The sequence below is a fragment of the Bradyrhizobium sp. LB13.1 genome, assembly GCF_054056815.1.
In genome coordinates, this window is sequence record NZ_JBSRYQ010000001.1 from 1601838 (window position 1) to 1619595 (window position 17758).

The 17758-nt window shown below is 64.1% G+C and carries 13 protein-coding genes and 2 pseudogenes; 6 read left to right on the top strand and 9 right to left on the bottom strand.

The features are described 5' to 3' along the window. Positions 1–246: 246 nt before the first annotated feature. Positions 247–1738: pseudogene (locus tag ACVWYI_RS07490) on the bottom strand (hypothetical protein). Positions 1739–2120: 382 nt separating this feature from the next. Here ACVWYI_RS07490 and ACVWYI_RS07495 point away from each other — a divergent pair. Further along, on the top strand, positions 2121–2285 hold the full coding sequence (locus tag ACVWYI_RS07495; protein WP_247343049.1) for a Flp family type IVb pilin: 165 nt from the start codon (positions 2121–2123) through the stop codon (positions 2283–2285). A gap of 233 nt (positions 2286–2518) precedes the next feature. Here ACVWYI_RS07495 and ACVWYI_RS07500 read toward each other — a convergent pair whose 3' ends face one another. Beyond that, positions 2519–3502, bottom strand: coding sequence for a phosphatase PAP2 family protein (locus ACVWYI_RS07500; RefSeq protein ID WP_247343052.1), 984 nt, complete (start codon positions 3500–3502; stop codon positions 2519–2521). Further along, a complete protein-coding gene (locus ACVWYI_RS07505; RefSeq protein ID WP_247343055.1) occupies positions 3457–3774 on the bottom strand; it encodes a hypothetical protein in 318 nt (105 codons plus the stop codon). The genes ACVWYI_RS07500 and ACVWYI_RS07505 overlap by 46 nt, the downstream gene beginning before the upstream one ends. Between ACVWYI_RS07505 and ACVWYI_RS07510 the strand changes: the two genes are divergently transcribed. Beyond that, positions 3773–4453, top strand: coding sequence for a TetR family transcriptional regulator (locus ACVWYI_RS07510; protein WP_247343058.1), 681 nt, complete (start codon positions 3773–3775; stop codon positions 4451–4453). The genes ACVWYI_RS07505 and ACVWYI_RS07510 overlap by 2 nt on opposite strands. Before the next feature lie 151 nt (positions 4454–4604). Here the strand turns inward: ACVWYI_RS07510 and pyk are convergent, their stop codons facing one another. Beyond that, positions 4605–6041 carry a pyruvate kinase gene (gene pyk / locus ACVWYI_RS07515; protein WP_456661619.1) on the bottom strand — a complete coding sequence of 479 codons (1437 nt, stop codon included), beginning with the start codon at positions 6039–6041 and terminating at the stop codon, positions 4605–4607. Then, a pseudogene (locus tag ACVWYI_RS07520) lies at positions 6038–6632 on the bottom strand (DUF1036 domain-containing protein). The gene pyk and the pseudogene ACVWYI_RS07520 overlap by 4 nt, the downstream one beginning before the upstream one ends. A 179-nt stretch (positions 6633–6811) precedes the next feature. Here ACVWYI_RS07520 and ACVWYI_RS07525 point away from each other — a divergent pair. From ACVWYI_RS07525 to ACVWYI_RS07540, 4 genes are all read left to right on the top strand, one after another. Beyond that, entirely contained in the window at positions 6812–7114 is a 303-nt protein-coding gene (locus ACVWYI_RS07525) for a DUF1244 domain-containing protein (RefSeq protein WP_247343067.1), read from the top strand. A 211-nt stretch (positions 7115–7325) separates the two neighbouring features. After that, a complete protein-coding gene (locus ACVWYI_RS07530; RefSeq protein WP_247343070.1) occupies positions 7326–7598 on the top strand; it encodes a DUF2312 domain-containing protein in 273 nt (90 codons plus the stop codon). 116 nt (positions 7599–7714) lie between these two features. After that, entirely contained in the window at positions 7715–9478 is a 1764-nt protein-coding gene (locus ACVWYI_RS07535) for an adenylate/guanylate cyclase domain-containing protein (protein ID WP_247343074.1), read from the top strand. Between the two features lie 47 nt (positions 9479–9525). Then, complete coding sequence (locus tag ACVWYI_RS07540) at positions 9526–9951, top strand: DUF1801 domain-containing protein (protein WP_456661620.1); 426 nt, start codon at positions 9526–9528, stop codon at positions 9949–9951. A 543-nt stretch (positions 9952–10494) separates the two neighbouring features. On the opposite strand, the gene ACVWYI_RS07545 is transcribed toward ACVWYI_RS07540, so the two are convergent. The 4 genes from ACVWYI_RS07545 to ACVWYI_RS07560 form a co-directional block, all read right to left on the bottom strand. Next, positions 10495–11580 (bottom strand): IS5 family transposase, encoded by a 1086-nt coding sequence (locus ACVWYI_RS07545; protein ID WP_456661595.1) that lies wholly within the window; start codon positions 11578–11580, stop codon positions 10495–10497. Positions 11581–11713: 133 nt separating this feature from the next. Then, positions 11714–13336 (bottom strand): DUF882 domain-containing protein, encoded by a 1623-nt coding sequence (locus tag ACVWYI_RS07550; protein ID WP_456661621.1) that lies wholly within the window; start codon positions 13334–13336, stop codon positions 11714–11716. Between the two features lie 288 nt (positions 13337–13624). After that, positions 13625–15817 carry a L,D-transpeptidase family protein gene (locus tag ACVWYI_RS07555; RefSeq protein WP_456661622.1) on the bottom strand — a complete coding sequence of 731 codons (2193 nt, stop codon included), beginning with the start codon at positions 15815–15817 and terminating at the stop codon, positions 13625–13627. 347 nt (positions 15818–16164) lie between these two features. Beyond that, positions 16165–17661 (bottom strand): sigma-54-dependent transcriptional regulator, encoded by a 1497-nt coding sequence (locus ACVWYI_RS07560; RefSeq protein WP_247343085.1) that lies wholly within the window; start codon positions 17659–17661, stop codon positions 16165–16167. Positions 17662–17758: the final 97 nt, after the last annotated feature.

Consider the following 17758-nt stretch of genomic DNA (forward strand, 5'->3'; position numbering starts at 1 on the left):
TGCAATTTCGGCGCGCCCAACGCGGGGCATCGCGCATTTCGCGCGGTACATTCCAGCCATCATCGGAAGCGCCGGTTAAGGTTATTTGTTTGATCAAATAATTCGTCGAATTTTGCCAGACGGTCAACTCCACGAGGCGACGGGCGCATGAATCGAAGCGCAGCGGTGTCAATTGGCTCGCAAGGCCGCTTCACGCTTGGAAGCTGACATCTCATTGTAATACGTACATGGCCTACCGTCCCGTCCTCACCTCGACGGCGTCGCCATTGCATCTTTCGCATCATCCCGCACGTGAATCACCGCGATATTGTCCGCATAGAGCCGCTTCCAGCCCTTGATGTGATCGAGCACTTGCGCTGCGGGCGAGTCCGCGGTCAGCAGGATGGCGTCGATCCGGTGGTCCTCGAGCAGCCGCGTCAGATTGTCGAGCTTCTTGAGCTCCACGGCCTTGAGGAAATCCATGACGAAGGTTTCGCCGTAGAGCTCGGCGCGGCCGTCGATGAAGACCGGGATGTCGCGGGAGATCAGATAGCCGCCGAACTGGTTGGCGTTGAAGATGCGCTGGGCTTTTCGTTGCTCGAGCAGGTCAACGGCGGCAACCGGTGTCGTGGTCCATCGTGAAGGTGAAGCGGTGATGCGACATGTAGAGCGACGTCGAGGTCCAGCCGGCGGCCACGATCATCAGCGCGGCCGTTGCGGTGACATAGCGGGAGGCCCAGCTCTCGCTGCCTTGCGTGCCAGGCCGCGGCAGCGCGGATCGTTCGCCGAGCGGCTTGGCCAGCACCAGCGGCACCAGGAAGGCAAAGGCCTCGATGCTCCTGGCATGGGTGAGCGCCATCCAGGTCAGGAGCAGGATCAGAACAATGCGCGGCGGCGAGAGCGTCAGGCCGCGATACAGCCCGATCGCGATCAGGCCGAACAGCGCGCCTTCGAATGCGTTGAAGGATGCGAAGCTCGCGGGCGACCATTCCGAGATGAGCGTCAGCAGCTCGCCGAGATTGAGGATGTTGGTCGCGCCGAGCAATGTACGCCAGCCGTAGGGGGTGACGCAGCTTGCAGCGAGTGCCGCAACGCCGAACAGGAACCAGCGCGACAGCAGCCTGACCTGCTTGCCGGAGTCCATGCCCCAGAGCGCCACGAAGGACATCGGGCCGATCAGCGCCAGGCCCAGCACGAAGCCGCCATGCAGGTTCGACCACAGCGACATCAGCGGCAGCCAGTACCATGACGGCACGTCCTTGCGGTCGGCCGCGGTCATCAATATGCCGACCCACGCGATCATTACGGGCAGCGCCAGCATGTGCGGCCGCGCCAGGATGTGATGTAGCGACACCACGACCGCGAACATCGCGAACAGGACCGCGCGCGGAATTTCCAGATGGGCCTCGAGCAGATCGACCAGGATTGCCGCCGACAATGCGACCGCAAGCGCGGTGAGGATCACCGGGCCGGCCCAGCCCCATTGCGCATAGGAGAGGGCGAACAGCACCTGCGACAGCCATGAGGTCGAAACCCAGGGCGTCCCCGGCCGGGTGAAGGAATAGAAATCCGTGTAGGGAAGCGCGTGGTGATCGAGGATCCATTGCCCGATCTTGATCTGCCAGAACGAGTCGGAATCCTGAAGCAGCGTGTCGCCGAAATATACGAAGAACAGATAGGTGCCCGCGCCGACGCACAGTGGCACCAGGGCCCGCGCACGACTCTGCGTCGCGATGCTGTTGGCAAAGGAAAGCGACATGCCGCCTCGTCGTCCTGTTGTTCTTGTCGAGTTGCGCGAGGAAATGAGGATGAACCGTCGCGCTTAAGGTTGTTGTTTCAGCATGATCCGGAAAACCGCTTCGCACTTTTCCGGATCATGCCCGGGCAGGCATTGGACCACGGTGGTCATAACTTCGGGTAAACCGGCGGTGCCAAGCCGGTTTCATGTCTCGATAATTTAACGGATTTTTTTGGATTTCGGTTTACCATCGGCGAATCCACGCAAACCGCTCGGTGTTTCCGCAGTCGAATTAACTGCGGCGCAATTTTTTGCCACTACGTTCGGTTCCATGGTCGGGCGGCGCTGGGAAGCCGAAAAGACCAGATCAGTTGTAGCCTCGTGTACCTTTTTTGGAGCAGTCATGAAGAACCTCGTTGCGCGTTTCCTGAACGATGAATCCGGCGCCACCGCTATTGAATACGGCCTGATCGCCGCCGGCATCGCGCTTGCGATCATCACCGTCGTCAACAACCTCGGCAGCACGCTGAACACCAAATTCACCTCGATCTCGACCAGCCTCAAGTAAGGCCGGACGTACCGGGAATCTTAGAGAGCCCCGTCCTCGACGGGGCTCTTTTCATTTGGACGATGATTTTCGTCTCTTGCAGTCCGTGCAGTTATAGGCTGGCAAGGCATCTGCCGCAGTTCGAAGAATGCAAAGACGGAAGCGTGTCCGCCGTCGAGAATATCGGATACTGAGGGTTGCTGGTGGCACGGCGCTACGCGCCTTTGCGAAATCCTGCCGCAATTTGCCGCCTGTCATTCCGCGAGGCTGGTCTGCCAGACCGGCGACGGAGCAGGCGCGACAGACGTTCGCGACGCCCGGCCGTGCCATTGCAGATAGAACTTCGCCGCCCAGATCGACGCTGCGGCGACCGCGATGCCGCCGGCGACGTCGATGATGTAATGCGCGCCGATCACCGGCGTCGCTGCGATCATCAGGAGATTGAGCGCGGCCGCGATGCCGCCGAGGCCACGCACCGGCCACAGCGCCCACATGTAGAGCACGGCCGACGCGGCGTGGAAGCTCGGAAACGAGACGATGCCGGAGAGGAAGAACAGCCGGAGTTCGTGCAGGCTGTCGTCGCGAAGTGCGAGGATGTCGCGCAACTGTCCGGCATAGACCACCGTGCTGATCTCGGGGAAATGCGCAGCGGACAGTTGCAGTCCCCAATAGGTACCGATCGCGGGCACGATGGCGGAGATCGCGATGGTGACCGCGAGCGCGAGGCTCATCGCCAGCATGAACAACTGCAGCCGCACATAGCGCGCCGTCAGCGCCAGCACGACGGGGACGCCGAGCAGCGGCAGTTTGATCAGCCCGTATCCGCGAGCGAGCACGTCCGCGAGCCAGGGATGGTCGTTGACGTATCGCGCGATCGGTTCGGGATCGAGGCCGAGCGCACGGTCGATCGCAAGCAGCGCCTGGTCCTGCAGCGGCCAGTTCAGCTTGCCCGCGACGTAGCTGAGCGGTCCGACGATGGCGCAGGTGAGAATGATCTGTCCGATCGTGCCGAGCGAAAACAGCAGCTTCGGGTCGGCAAGCTCGCCTTTGACGATGCGGTGGCCATAGGCCAGCGCGAGCAGGACCGCAGCGACCGCCAGCGTCACGCCGTAGGCGACAGGCTCGAGGCTCAGGCCAGTCAAGGGGAGGCCGAATGCCAGCAGGCTGCCCATGGCTACGATGGGAAGCCAGTTCAGGTGGAAGAGCTGCCAGGCGGTCCGGGCGTCCGTGTCGACCATGCTGCACCGAGGTGGGATCGCAGTACCGCAGCACAGTCGCGGAGCAGGTTTAAGATGGCGGTAACTTTCGTGGTTACCCCTTCGCCAAACCAGTTGGCGACGTTTTTAGCTGTTTTGAGGTTTTCGCTTTTTTCGCGCGATGCTTCATGCATTTGCACCTTGTCATGCAGTTTGAATAGTTGTTCAGTCCTTGCGGGGCGATTTGCGGCATCAGTGACGAAGCGTTCGGCCGCAGGGCGTGCGGCTGGCGTGTGGGACAGGAAGCGCGCCATGGTTTATCGGCGGACGCATCAAGTAGTGAAGCGCCTTGCGGCAAGGCGCAGTGCGATACTGGCGGCGGCGCGGGAGGCGGCGGCGGAAGGCGGGATGGCGGCGGTGCAGATTGCGCCGGTCGCGATTCGCGCCAGCGTCGCTGCGGGTACGGTCTACCGCTACTTCCCCTCCAAGGCCGAGCTGATCTCCGAATTGATCGCCGAGGTCTCGCGCGACGAGCTCGCGGCGATCCGCCGGGCGGCCGATGCCGCGCCGGGGCCGTCCTCGGCGCTGGCCGCGGCGGTGACCACCGTGGCGGTCCATACCCTGTCGCAGCGCAGGCTGGCCTGGGGCATCCTGGCCGAACCGGTGGATGTCGATGTCAGCGCCTCGCGCCTCGCCAGCCGGCGGGAGATTGCGGGCGAGATGGCCTCGCGGATCGACGCCGCCGTGCGTGCGGGCCACCTGCCGGCGCAGGATACAGGCCTCGCCGCTACTGCGCTGCTCGGCGCGCTGCACGAGGCTCTGGTCGGACCGCTCGCGCCGGATAATCTCGAAGATCCCGCCAGGATGCGCGATGCCGTGCAGACGGTGACGCTGCTGGCGCTGCGCGCGGTCGGCGTCATGGACGCCCGCGCCAGGGGTCTCGTGGTGCAGCAGACGCTGCTACCGACGGCGAAAGCGCTGGTTGGGGCGTAAAACGTCCGCCTGATCGCCGTGGGGACCTGATCGCGCTCAAGCCTTTGTCCCGGCACGTTTTTTCGCGGATCCCCAGCATATCCGCCGGACCGGCCGGCTTACTGTGCATGGGGTTGTTTTCGACTTTTTTGTTGGCCCTGTGCTGGCGGACCTAGATATCCGCTTCGCCCTCGGGGCCGACCGAGGCGATGCGCACCATGTTGGTGGTGCCGGGGATGCCGAGCGGCACGCCGGCGACGATGAGCACGCGCTGGCCGGCGCGGACGAAGCCGTCCCGAAACGCGATCTGGCCGGCGCGGTTCACCATGTCGTCCTGGTCGCGCGCGTCTTCCGCCACCACGCAATGCACGCCCCAGACCACGGCGAGCCGGCGTCCGGCGGAAATGTTGGGCGTGATCGCCACGATCGGCGGCTTCGGCCGCTCTCGCGCCACGCGCGAAGCAGTCGAGCCTGAGCTGGTCCAGCAGATCAGCGCCGGCAGGTCGAGCGTCTCGGCGATCTGCCGCGCGGCGTCCGCGATGGCATCGCCGGCGGTGGATTCCGGAGCGGGGCGCTGTGCGGTGATGACGGAGCGATAGATCGGGTCGCGCTCGACCTCCTCGCCGATGCGGTTCATGGTCGAGACGGCCTCGACCGGGAATTTGCCGGCCGCCGACTCCGCCGACAGCATGATGGCGTCCGCGCCTTCGTAGACGGCAGTGGCGACGTCGGAGACTTCAGCGCGGGTCGGCACCGGCGACTGGATCATTGATTCCAGCATCTGGGTCGCGATCACCACCGGCTTGCCGGCGCGCCGCGCCATGCGCGTCATCTGCTTCTGCAGGCCCGGCACGCGCTCCAGCGGCAGCTCGACACCGAGGTCGCCGCGCGCCACCATCAGCGCGTCGGAGGCGTCGATGATGTCGGCGAGGCGATCGATCGCCTGCGGCTTCTCGATCTTGGCCATCACCGCGGCGCGGCCGCGGATCATTTTCTTGGCCTCGATCACGTCGTCGGCGCGCTGCACGAAGGACAGCGCGATCCAGTCGACGCCGGTGACCAGCGCCGCCTCGAGGTCGGCGCGGTCCTTCGGCGTCATCGCCGAGACCGGCAGGTCGGTGTCGGGCAGGCTGACGCCCTTGCGGTCGGACATCCGGCCGCCGACCACGACGCGGGTCACCGCGTGCTCCTTCGAGGTCTCCTCGGCGATCAGCCGCACCTTGCCGTCGTCAAGCAGCAGCGAATGGCCCGGCCGCAGCGCGGCCAGAATCTCCGGATGCGGAAGCTGGACCCGGGTGGCGTCGCCCGGCGTCTTGTCGGAATCCAGCGTGAAGGTCTGGCCGTTCTGGAGCTGGACCGCGCCTTCGGCGAAGGCGCCGAGCCGAAGCTTCGGCCCCTGGAGGTCGACCAGGATGCCGATCGGCCGGCCATAGCTGCTCTCGACGTTGCGGATCGTCGCCACCAGCTCCCGCATCTTGTCATGCGGGGTGTGGCTCATGTTGATGCGGAAAAGGTCGGCGCCGGCCTCGAACAGGCGGCGGATCATCGCGAGGTCCGAAGACGCGGGTCCCAGGGTCGCGAGTATCTTGATACGGCGAAGACGCCTCATGGCTTATTTCCAGACGGGGGCGAGAGAGCTGGCGGGAGGCCAGGCGCGGCGGGGGGCGTACCACCGGGCGGCCCATTGGGCAAACCCGGAACCCCCGGGCCGACCGGCCCGGGCAGGCCGGGCACACGCTGCTGTTTTGACGGCTGCTCGTTGGTGTCGGTGAGCTGCACCGTCCAGGCGCGCTGCTCGCCGGTATCGACCTCGAAATAGCCGGTCCGGTCATAGCCGCGCGCGAGGCAATCGTCGGTGCCGCGGATGGTGAATTCCTTGTCGCGCGAGCACATGAAGGCTTGGCCCGACCATTCGCCGCCGCGGTCATAGTCGATGGCGTAGATGTAATAGAAACGGGCGACCAGCGTTCCCCGCAGCAGGGTCTCGCAGGAGCGGGACGAGATGTTCCACCAGCCTTCGGTGGTCCAGCCCTCGGCGTCCTTGTAGCCCAGCGCGATGCCGACCCGGCTCGACGTGTTGTTGCAGAGCCGGAAATCGGCGGAGGCCGGGCTGGCGCAGAGGCACAGCAGGGCAACCACCAGCACCGGGACCAACCGGGCGAGCAGGTGAAGGGGGGGAGCGGGGAGATTCGGCGATCATTGTCGCGGAAGCTATATCAGATCATTGACGATTTGGCGTAGGGCCCCGGGAACGGTCCGAAGCCAGCTTGGCGCCCGTTTGCGCCGCGATATGGCAAAATCTGTGACAGGGCCCACCTGATCTCGTAAGGGTGACCCCATCCGGGTCAGAGCCAATTCGCAAGCCGAGGGGATCCAGCCATGGCAATCGACGACAAAACCAGAACGGAGCTCGAGGCCGCCGCTTTCCGGCGCCTGGTCGATCATTTGAAGACGCGGACGGACGTCCAGAACATCGACTTGATGAATCTCGCAGGCTTCTGCCGCAACTGCCTATCCAACTGGCTCAAGGACGCCGCCGACGCCCAAGGCGTCGCCTTGAGCAAGGACGAGAGCCGGGAAGCCGTCTACGGCATGCCCTACGAAACCTGGAAGTCGAAATACCAGGGCGGGGCCACGCCCGAGCAACTCGAGGCCATGAAGAAGGTTCATCCCGGGCACTGAACGGCCGCGTCCTCGGCCGGGCCGACACGCCGCCCCTGAGTCGCATCACACAACAGCTTTCTTCGACACGCCGCAGGAAGGTGTGGGCGCGCTGTGGACGAGCGCGATGCCGCCTTGAACGCGAGAGGTACGGACCCTAAGGGTCTAACCAGCACGCGCGGTGAGGATGCCGGCGTCACCTCGTTTTGCCAGTTCCATTTGGAGTACCAAGATGGCCACCACCGCCGCCGTCCGCGACGACGAACCCGCGACGAAATTTGCCAAGGACCAGCTCAAATCCATCATCGAGCGCATCGAGCGGCTGGAGGAAGAGAAGAAGGCGATCTCCGACGACATCCGCGACGTCTATGCCGAGAGCAAGGGCAATGGCTACGACGTCAAGGCACTGCGCGCCATCGTGCGGATGCGCAAGCAGGACCCGAACGAGCGCGCCGAGGCCGAGACGATCCTTGAGACCTACATGCAGGCGCTGGGGATGATCTGAGCCGATGAGGCCGCGGCACCACCAGTAGGGGTACCTCGTCCCGCCCCAATTCGCAGCGCACCCAGCTTGGGCAAAATCCGCTCGTCTGCTAGAGTGCTCGACGAAGGGACCGAGCAATGGATGTGCCTGGACCTGAGCGCAGACTCGCAGCGGTCCTCGCGGCTGACATGGTCGGCTTTAGTCGGCTCATGGAGGTGGACGAGGCTGGTACGCTCGCACGCCTCAAGACCCACCGGATCGAGCTCATCGATCCGGCCATTGCCAAAAATCACGGCCGCATCATCAAAACGACGGGCGACGGGATGCTCGTCGAATTCCATAGCGTCGTCGACGCCGTGCTGTGCGCTGCTGAGATTCAGAGCCGGATGGGGCGACGCAATGCCGACGTCCCGCCGCCGCGATGGATGCAATTCCGCATCGGTATCAATCTGGGCGACGTGATCGTCGACCAGAACGACATTTTCGGCGACGGCGTCAACGTCGCGGCACGGTTGGAGGCACTGGCCGAGCCCGGAGGTATCTGCATCTCGAGCGCGGTGCGCGACCAGCTCGGCCTGCGCCTTGATGGTGTTGCATTCGAGGATATCGGCGAGCAGAACGTCAAGAACATCGTCCGTCCAATCCGCGTCTACCGGATTCGACTGGAGAGTCCGGCAAGCGCATCAGACGGCACGAAGGGCACTGCAAAGGCGACGGACAAGTCGAAGAAGCCGTCCATTGCCGTGCTGCCCTTCGCCAACATGAGTGGCGACCCGGAGCAGGAGTTCTTTGCGGATGGTCTGACCGAAGACATCATTACCGAGCTTTCACGCTTCCACGACCTGTTGGTGATCTCCCGCAACTCGACCTTCGTGTACAAGGGCAAGGCGGTCAAGGTGCAGGACGTCGGCCGCGAATTCGGCGTCGATTATGTCATCGAGGGCAGTGTGCGAAAGGCCGGAGGTCGCGTCCGCGTCACCGTGCAGCTGATCGATGCGGAAACCGACCGGCACATTTGGGCCGAACGCTACGACGGCGAGCTCATGGACATCTTCGCCATCCAGGACGAGATGACCCGGGCGATCGCCGCCACGTTGCCCGGCCGCGTCGAGGCGGCGACGCACGATCGGGCGAATCGCAAGCCCACGGACAACATGGCGGCTTATGAATGCGTGCTGGCCGCCAAGGTCTTACACCATCGCTCCAATCGCGAAGACAATGCGCGGGCGCAACTTCTGCTCGACCGGGCGCTCGAACTCGATGCAAACTATGCTCACGCACACGCGTGGAAGGCGTGCGTCCTGGGCCAGACTTGGGTCTATAGCTGGTGCGCGGATCGCGACGCCACCTTCCAACAGGTGGCTTCAGAGCTGGAGACCGCGCTGGGCCTCGACGACAATGACAGCGACGTCCACCGCATCCTCGCGGCGCTCAATCTGAACCGCGACGACCATGACAGGGCCACCTACCATCAGGAGCGGGCGCTCGCGCTCAACCCGAACTACGATCTTGTGGTGGTGCAACAGGGCGAACTGCTGACCTGGCTGGGCCGGCCTGAAGAGGGCATCGACTGGATCAAGAAGGCGATGCGGCTCAACCCGTATCACCCGGAACGCTTCTGGAGCCATCTCGGGCGCGCCTATTATTGTGCCGAGAAATACGCCGAAGCCGCCGAGGCCTTCTCACGGATCACACGCCCCGATCACACCCATCACGCGTTCCTTGCGGGGATCTTCGCGCAAATGGGCAACGCGATTGCTGCTGGCGCGCACGCGGTCGAAGTTCTCAAGCGTGAACCGGCATTTTCGGTGGCCAATCATCTCTCTACCCAGCATTATAAGCGAGACGTTGATCGTCAGCGCTATCAGGCGGGCCTTCTCCGGGCAGGCCTGCCGGCTTGATCTGGGGCACAGCGGAGACCGATTGGTGATCCATCGAGGGTGAAACTGTGACTGCTCCGAAGCTGCCGCGCGAGGTGAGCCGTGCCTTCGACGCCTTCCCGGCGCCGATCAGCAAGCGGCTGCTCCAGGTGCGTGCGCTGATCTTCGCGACCGCCGCGGCGCAAGAGGAGGTCGGTCGGCTCAGCGAAACCCTCAAATGGGGAGAGCCTGCTTATCTGACCGACGAGACCGGCAGCGGCAGCACGATCCGGCTCGGGCGCATCAAGGAGTCCGAGCACGCCGCCATCTTGTTCAACTGCAAGACGACGCTGATCGATACGTTCCGCGAGCGCTTTGCCGATCAGTTCGAGTATCGGCAAACCAGGGCTTTGCTGTTGCCGGTGTCGGGCGCGCTGCCGAAGCGGCCGCTATCCGTCTGCCTGTCGCTGGCGTTGACGTATCATCTGGATCGCCGGGCCAGGAAAGCCAGATAGAAACCGCGGACTTGTAGTCCGGATGGACCCAACGGGTCGGCGCGAAGCGGCGCCCGATGACAAGCTCCGCGAAATCCGGGATCTCGCAGCGAGCGTTGCATTCCCGGATTGCGCTGGGGGCAACGCGGTTGCTGCTGGCACGCAGCCTCAATCCGCAGGATTGTCGGTCTCCGTCTCAATTGCCGCGCCTGCGTTGGGAGTCTCGTCGGGCCTGCGCCCGCTTGTTGGCCTGCGAGACTCTTCCGATTGTTTCCGGTGGAAGTTTCTTGATCCGGTGACGGCTTGGGATGGACCGCATGCCGTCATGCGAAGTTGGAGTTGTCTGCGGTCGCACAAGGCAAGCGCGAAGGCCACAATGCGCGGTTGGAATGCGCAGCGATACCGGGTGATTACCCGTTGGAAGTGGAGGAGTCCTCCTTAGCAGTCTGCTGAAAAACCTTGAAATGGAGAATTTTCATTTTTCCGCCGGTCGTTTTTGGAGCGGCGCGGTAGAGTTGGATGTAATTTCTAGCTTGTTATTGAGTGTGCCCCGGCGCGGGGTGGCTATGCGGCGAGCAGTTTGGGAATTCGGATCAGGTTATAGGCGATCAGATTAAGCAGGAAGTCGGCGGCGACGCGAGCGATGCCCCGATGTTTGGTCTTGCGCATGGTGCCATGCTGCTTGCCCCATCCGAAAATGCACTCGACCATCGCCCGGCGCGATTGCGACATGCCGTATCCCGGATGCCGCGTGGTTCGTTCGTCGATCGCGCTGTTACGGTTCTTGCCGGTTTTGGTGATGGCCTGGTTCTGTGTCACATGCGGCGTCACGCCGATGGCGCGAAGGTTGGCGACATGATCGGCCGTATCGTATGCCTTGTCCTCACCAGCCGTGATGCGGCGACCTGCGGCTTTGCGTCTCGCCTTCAGCATGACCTCCGCAGCCCGGCGTTCGGCGGTGCCATTGGCATGCGTGACCCTGCCGGCCACCGCCAGCCCATGCCGGTTCTCCATGGTGGCGTGGCCCATATAGCAAAGCTTGGCCTCCCGTCCGGCCGCCTTGCGATAAAGCCTGCTGTCCGGGTCACTGGTGCTCGCATGGGTGTCGTTCTTGCGTTTCTGGCCATGGAAGTTGGCGCCGTCATCATCGTCGCCGCTGCCGTCCTTGGGGCGAAAACTCTTCTGCGAAGCCCAGGCTTCGATCAGCGTTCCGTCCACCGAAAAATGCTCGTCCGACAATAGCGGCTTGACCTGAGAATGGTTCAGAAGCCTGGTCATGAACTTCGTGAACACATCGCCGTTCTGCAGCCGCTCCCGGTTCTTGGTAAAGGTGGTCGGGTCCCAGACCGGATCGTCCGGCGACAGTCCCACGAACCAGCGATACAAAAGATTGTAGTCCAGTTGCTCCATCAGCTGGCGTTCCGAGCGGATGCCGTAGAACACCTGCAGCAGCAAGGCGCTCAGCAATTGCTCCGGAGGGATCGAAGGACGTCCCTCGCTGGCGTATAGCTTTCCAAGGCTGCGGTTCAAATCATTCAAAACATCCCGGACAAGTTCCCGGACCTTCCGCAGCGGATGGTTCGCTGGCACACGTTTATCCGGCGCGATGTACGAAAACAGGCCGCCCTGATCCGTAAACCTGCCGCGCATGATCGTCTCCGCCGATTCGAGATGATAAAGTGAATCATCAAGTCCCCTTCCTGGCGAGGCGGTTTTTCAGCAGACTGTTAGTGCAGATGCGCACCAAGATTTTGAAAATCCGAACTGTGTGAGGGGAAAGATCTCAGCGCAGCGAGGCGGTGCGGACCACGAATGATGTCGTCTCGAGTTTCGCGGTCGCACTGCCCGTAAAGCTGTCGCAGGACAGGCCTTGCATCGGATCGTCGGCAAAACCCATGGCGATCACGGCCTGCGGCTTGACGAAGTAGGCGCGCATTGCGGCCATGTCGAGCTCGCCCATCAGCGTGACCGACATCGCACGGCTGGCGCTCGGCGACAGCATCACGATCTTGAGCCAGATGCTTTCGCCCTTGGCGGCGGAGAGCCGGGTCGCGGTCGCGACCATGCCATCGATGCGCTTGCCGACAACCGTGTTGATCTCGGTCGCGGGCGCTAGGTTGCGCGCCGCGGAGGCGGGACGGGCGGAGCGCGGGATCGGTGCGGAGGCGGCGACGACGTTGGCGCGGTCGACCGGCGCCGCGGACGCCGGCGCATAGGCCAGCGCCTGATAGGCGGCGTCGGAGACGCTCGCGGTCGGCTGCGGATCGGTGGCAGCGGCAAGTGCCTGGCGGGCTTTCAGCGCAGCCACTTGGGCCGGCGTTGCCTGTTGCGGCGTGGCCGGGGCGTCCCAGAAGCCGCGGGCGTTGATGATGTCGGCCGGGGTCTCGAGCTTTGCGTCGGCAGATTTGCCGGTGGCCGGCTTTTCAACCACGGGCGCGGGCTTCGGCTTGGGCGGCGCCAGGAGCTGCGCATCGGCCGAAGCGAGCTGGAACGTCGCTGCGATCGACGGCTTGGCGCGCGGCGTCGGCACCGGATCGGCCGGCTTGACTGCGGAGGCGACCACGGTCGGCGCGGCGGGCTTCGCGGCCGGGGCGGGCGCGCCCTCGTCATCCTCGTCGCTGCTCGTGGCGGCCGGGGCCGGCTTGCCCTTGAACAATGCGACAAAGAAATTCGGCTTGCTGCCGGCGTCGTCGCCGCTTCCGCGGCGCTCGATGTCGGCCTTGGCGAGCTCATAACCCTTCAGCGGCGTGCCGTCGGTCGGGACATGGACGGTGCGGCCGTCCGGGAAGACGCGGGCGAGCTGGTCATGCGTCATGCGCGGCCAGTGCCGGATGCTGCCGGTGTCCAGATGCACGAAGGGCGAACCGGAGGTCGGATAGAAGCCGACGCCGCCGCGCTGGAGGCGCAGGCCGGCAAAGCGGATTTGCTCCAGCGGCACGCCCGGAATGTGGAAGTCCATCGCATGTCCCAGCATGTGCTGGCTGAAGCGCGCCACCCCGGAGGAGCGGCGGCGGAGCATGGCGTTGGTGGCGGGCGAGCGGTAGGAGGAGATGATCTGGATCGGCTGCTTGGCATCGACGTCGCGATACACTTCCCAGAGGATGTCGAAGAGGTGACGGTCCATGACCGTCTCGTCCTGGGTGCGCCAGTCGCGCAGGAAGTGGTTGAGCTGCTTCAGCGCCGCTTCGTCGTAACGCCCGTCGCGCTTGAAGGTGACGGTAAGGTCTTCGCCGGAATGGGTGTGGTGGAAGGAGAGCGTCTTGGTCTCGTTCAGCGCGGCCGCATTGTGAACTGAACCTGCGGCAGCAAGCAGTAATACGGCAGCGAGGCCGATCCGAGAGCCGGCCTTCACTCCCGCATGGGACAACGACAGCGCAGCGAATTGGCGTGCGATACCAGTCAGCACGTTAGAGCCCACCCAGTCGACCAGCGTTCAAAATGGACTCTCCCGCTAACCCCGTTAGCACGCGAAAGAGGGTGAACGCTTTCTTAAAGCGAGAAGGTTAACTTGAGGTTGACCTTCCTGCCCCCAAACTAAGTCAGACTACAATCCTAACCGGGTGAGTGTGGCAAAAAAACGCCCGCTGCCTGAGGTCGGGTGGAGAATGGTTAACGTTAAGCGACCCCATCCAGAGAATGAGGTCGCTGATTTTGTTGCAGAATTTCAGGAGTTAGGCCCCAGTCTGGGCCGGTCTCAGCGGGTGAATACCCGCTGCTGCTGCGGTCGGCGACCGACCGGAGCCGGCGGCGGAGTCGGAGCTCCGAACAGCCGCTCGAAGAAATTCAGGCCGGACGAGCCGCCATTGTTGGCTGCCAACACGCCGTTCGGCAGCGTCGTTGCCGGGCGTGAATAGCTCGGCTGGGAATGCGCGACGACGTTCTCGAGATCCTTGCCGCGGCCGTTCTTCAGGATGTTGATCATGGTCGCGTCGCGGCCATAGACGTCCTTGCGGAATTGCAGCTTGCCGCCATCGTCCACGAATGCGGTCTGGTAGGTGATGTTGACCGGGATCGGGGTCGGGAATTTCAAGTCGACTTCGCCCTTGCCGTACATGCTGCGCACGCGCTCCGGCGTGTACTTCTCGTTCGGCAGCGCGATGTTGAGCAGGATGGAGGCGTACTGATCCGGGTTCTGCACGCGCATGCAGCCATGGCTGAAGGCACGCTCGTCCCTGGCGAACAGGTTCTTGTCCGGCGTGTCGTGCTGATAGACCAGGAACTTGTTCGGGAAGTTGAAGCGGATGCGGCCGAGCGCGTTGGCTTCACCCGGCGGCTGCGAGATGTGCACCGAGCCGTCGCGGTTCTGTTCGAGCTTGAGGCCCATGCGCTGGAGCACGGTCGGGTCCTGCTGAAGCGCCGGCAAATATTCGTTGTAGACGATCGACGGCGGCACGTTCCAGGTCGGATTGACCGTGATGTACTTCATCGTCTCGGTGAGCAGCGGGGTCGCATGCGTGCCCGGCTTGCCGGTGACGACGCGGGTGGTCCAGACCTGCTGGCCGCGCTGCATCACCTTCAGCGTGTAGTCGGGGATGTTGAGGATGACATAGGCGTCGCCCAGCGCGGGAACGCCGAGGTCGCGCGGCAGCCAGCGCCAGCGCTCCATATTCACCAGCACCACGTCGATCTGCTTGTCGCGCTTCGGTGTGTTGATCGCCTTGACCGTCTTGTCATCGAGGATGCCGGTCGCCTTGATCTCGGCGCCGTTCTGGAATTTGCGCACGGCTTCGGCGACCGCAGCGTCATAGCGCGTGTCGCTGACGTTCTCGGCGAGGCCGAGCTTGGCGCGCAGCTGCGGCACGCGCGGATCTTCAACGACGATTTCAGCCCGCTTCTTGCCGGCCGGGGTGTACTTCAGCGCCGGACCGTCGGCGATCTCGATCACCGGGCCGTTGCCCTGGCCGCGGAGCTCCGCGAGCTTCGCCTTCAGCTCCTTGTAGAGCTTCTGCGGCGGGTTATAGCTGTCGAGGGCCGCGGAGGCATCGGTCGCGGTCGTGACCTTGGCGAGCACGTCGCTCGGATCGGTCGGGTGCTCCGGATAGAGGATGTCGCCGCTGACCTGCGACCAGTGCATGCGGCCGCTCTGGGCCTGGCGCGCATAGTCGAACATGCTGGCGGTGAGCTTGAGCTCGGCATCGGCGAGTGCATCGGGCGTCGTGGCGGCGGCAAAATCCGGCAGCTGGTAATCGGCGGGATTGAGACCGTCGGACGCCGCATCCTTCAGCCGTGCGATCACGCCCTTGGCTGCAGGGGTCAGGCTGCCGCCCTGGGTCCAGACCGGCGCGAAGTCGCGTGCACCGTAAAACTTCTCGATCGCCGCGCGCTCGTTCTTGCGGTCGAAATGGCGCGAGGTCTTGGCCCCGATGATGTCCTTGAGCTTGTCGGCGACCGGCTGATCGGCGGCGGGAACGTTGCTCGCGGCCTTCACCGGCTCTGAGGCCGGGGTTGCTGCGACGGCAGGTGCCGCGGGAGCGGTCGGCGTTGCGGTTGCGGTGTCGGCCTTGACGGGTTCAGTCTTCGCGGGTTCAGACGTCGCGGGTTCAGACTTGGCCGTCTCGCTCTTCGGCGCCTCTGCCGGGGGCGTGGTGGCGACATCGGAAGGCTTGCTCTCAACCTTGTCGGGGGCCGGTGCAGCTTCGGCCTTCACGGCCTCCTTGGCCGGTTCCTGAATAGCGGCGGTGGTGTCGAGCTTGATGTCGGATGCGGTCGGGGGCGGGACGTTTGCGGGTTCGGGGCGCGGGATCGCAGCTTCGATCGCAAGCTCGGCAGCGCTGCTGCGCGCCTGATCCTGCGCCAAGGCTGAGCTGGCCGATACCGTGAGGAAGGTCGCCGCGACCGTCATCAAGACACGGTCAAAGCCTGCACGGTGGTTCAAACAGTCACGCATTGTGTCGCACCCCTCGGGTGAACTGTCCCTCGTGGAACAGCTTTGTTATCGCCTAATGAGCTTCGGCTAAACCGCGCCGGCCTCTCGAAAGTTGCACGCCTGCACGCAACGATTCTTACGCAGACGATATACAGGCCCCGATTTCGCAGCCAGCGCTACCCGGGACAACTCACGACAAACTGACTTCAAGGAAGCCCTTTGGCAACGTATTGTGCGCTTCGGCCACGCGCTTTTCCCTGTGTCTGTCACTTCCAAGTCACGGTTCACCGCGCAGTCGAATTCCATCGTCATGCGAACGGCTTACAGTAGTCTCGCGCCGCCCGCACGAACCCCCCTTCGCGTCAGGCTCAGTGCGTCTCCTCACCGCTTTTGCCGCCATGGCCGGGAACCCCGGCTTCGTCGAGTTTGCGGTAGAGGGTGGACCGGCCGATTTTGAGGCGGCGGGCGACCTCGGACATCTGCCCGCGGTAATGGGAGATCGCGAAGCGGATGATCTCGTTCTCGATGTCCTCCAGCGGTCGGACCTCGCCGGTCGCGGTCAGCATAGAGAGGGCACCCGCCAGGGGCAGCGGCGCGATCGGTATTTCATTACCCGACACGACGGAGGGGACCGCCATCGGCTCCAGCATCAGCGGCGCGGTCGGAATGTCGGTTCCCGGATGCGGCTGCGAGCCGAGCAGGGGGAAGTCGTCAAGGCCAAGCTGGTCGCCCTCGCTCATCACCACGGCGCGGTAAACCGCGTTTTCGAGCTGGCGGATGTTGCCGGGCCAATCGAGCTGGGCGAGGTGCGCAACGGCCTCGCCGCTGATGCCGGTGATGGAGCGGTTTTCCTCGGCGGCAAAGCGCGCCAGGAAATGCCTGAGCAGATGCGGGATGTCCTCGCGCCGGGAGCGCAGCGAGGGGATCGTCAGCGGCAGGACGTGAAGGCGATAGAACAAATCTTCCCGGAAGTGTCCCTGCTTGACCCGCTCCAGCAGCCTGCGGTTGGTCGCCGAGATGATGCGGACGTCGACCTTCACGGGTTTGCGGCCGCCGACCGCCTCGACCGCGCCTTCCTGCAGCGCGCGGAGCAGCTTGACCTGCGCGGTCAGCGGCAGCTCGCTGACCTCGTCCAGAAACAGCGTGCCGCCGTGGGCTTCGACGAACTTGCCGGTGTGACGCTCGGTGGCGCCGGTGAAGGCACCCTTCTCGTGACCGAACAGGATGGACTCAACGAGGTTGTCGGGGATCGCGCCGCAATTGACTGCGACGAACGGTTTTGCCTTGCGCTCGCCGCTGCCATGGATGGCGCGCGCGAACATCTCCTTGCCGACGCCGGACTCGCCTTCGATCAGCACGGGGATCGAGGAGTTTGTTGCTTTCTGCGCTGCGCGCATCACGTCCGCCATCGCCTCGGCGCGGGTGATGATGTCGGAGAAGGTCAGCCGGCCCTCGCGGCTGTGACGGATGCGCTGCAATTCGCCCTTGAGCGCGGACGAATTGAGCGCGTTGCGAAGAGAGACCTGGAGCCGCTCCAGGCCGACCGGCTTGACCACGAAATCAGCCGCCCCCGCGCGCATTGCCGAGATCACATTGTCGATGCCGCCATGGGCGGTCTGCACGATGACGGGGATGCTGAGGCCCGCTTCGCGGATTTTCGCCAGCACGCCCATGCCGTCGAGGCCGGGCATCACGAGATCGAGGATGACGCCGTCGATAACGGGCGCATCGGGGGCGGTGAGGACGGCGATCGCGGCGTCGCCGGAATCCACGACGATCGTCTCATAGCCGCATTTCTGCACCATGTTTTCGACCAGCCGGCGGGCTACAGCGTCGTCGTCGGCGATCAAAATACTGGCAGCCATGGTGTTCCCCGCACGCTACTACTATCTGTCTCGAATCGGGGCACTCTGGCCGAAGCCGATTAACGCACTCTTAAACCTTGATGCCCCCGCCCGCTGT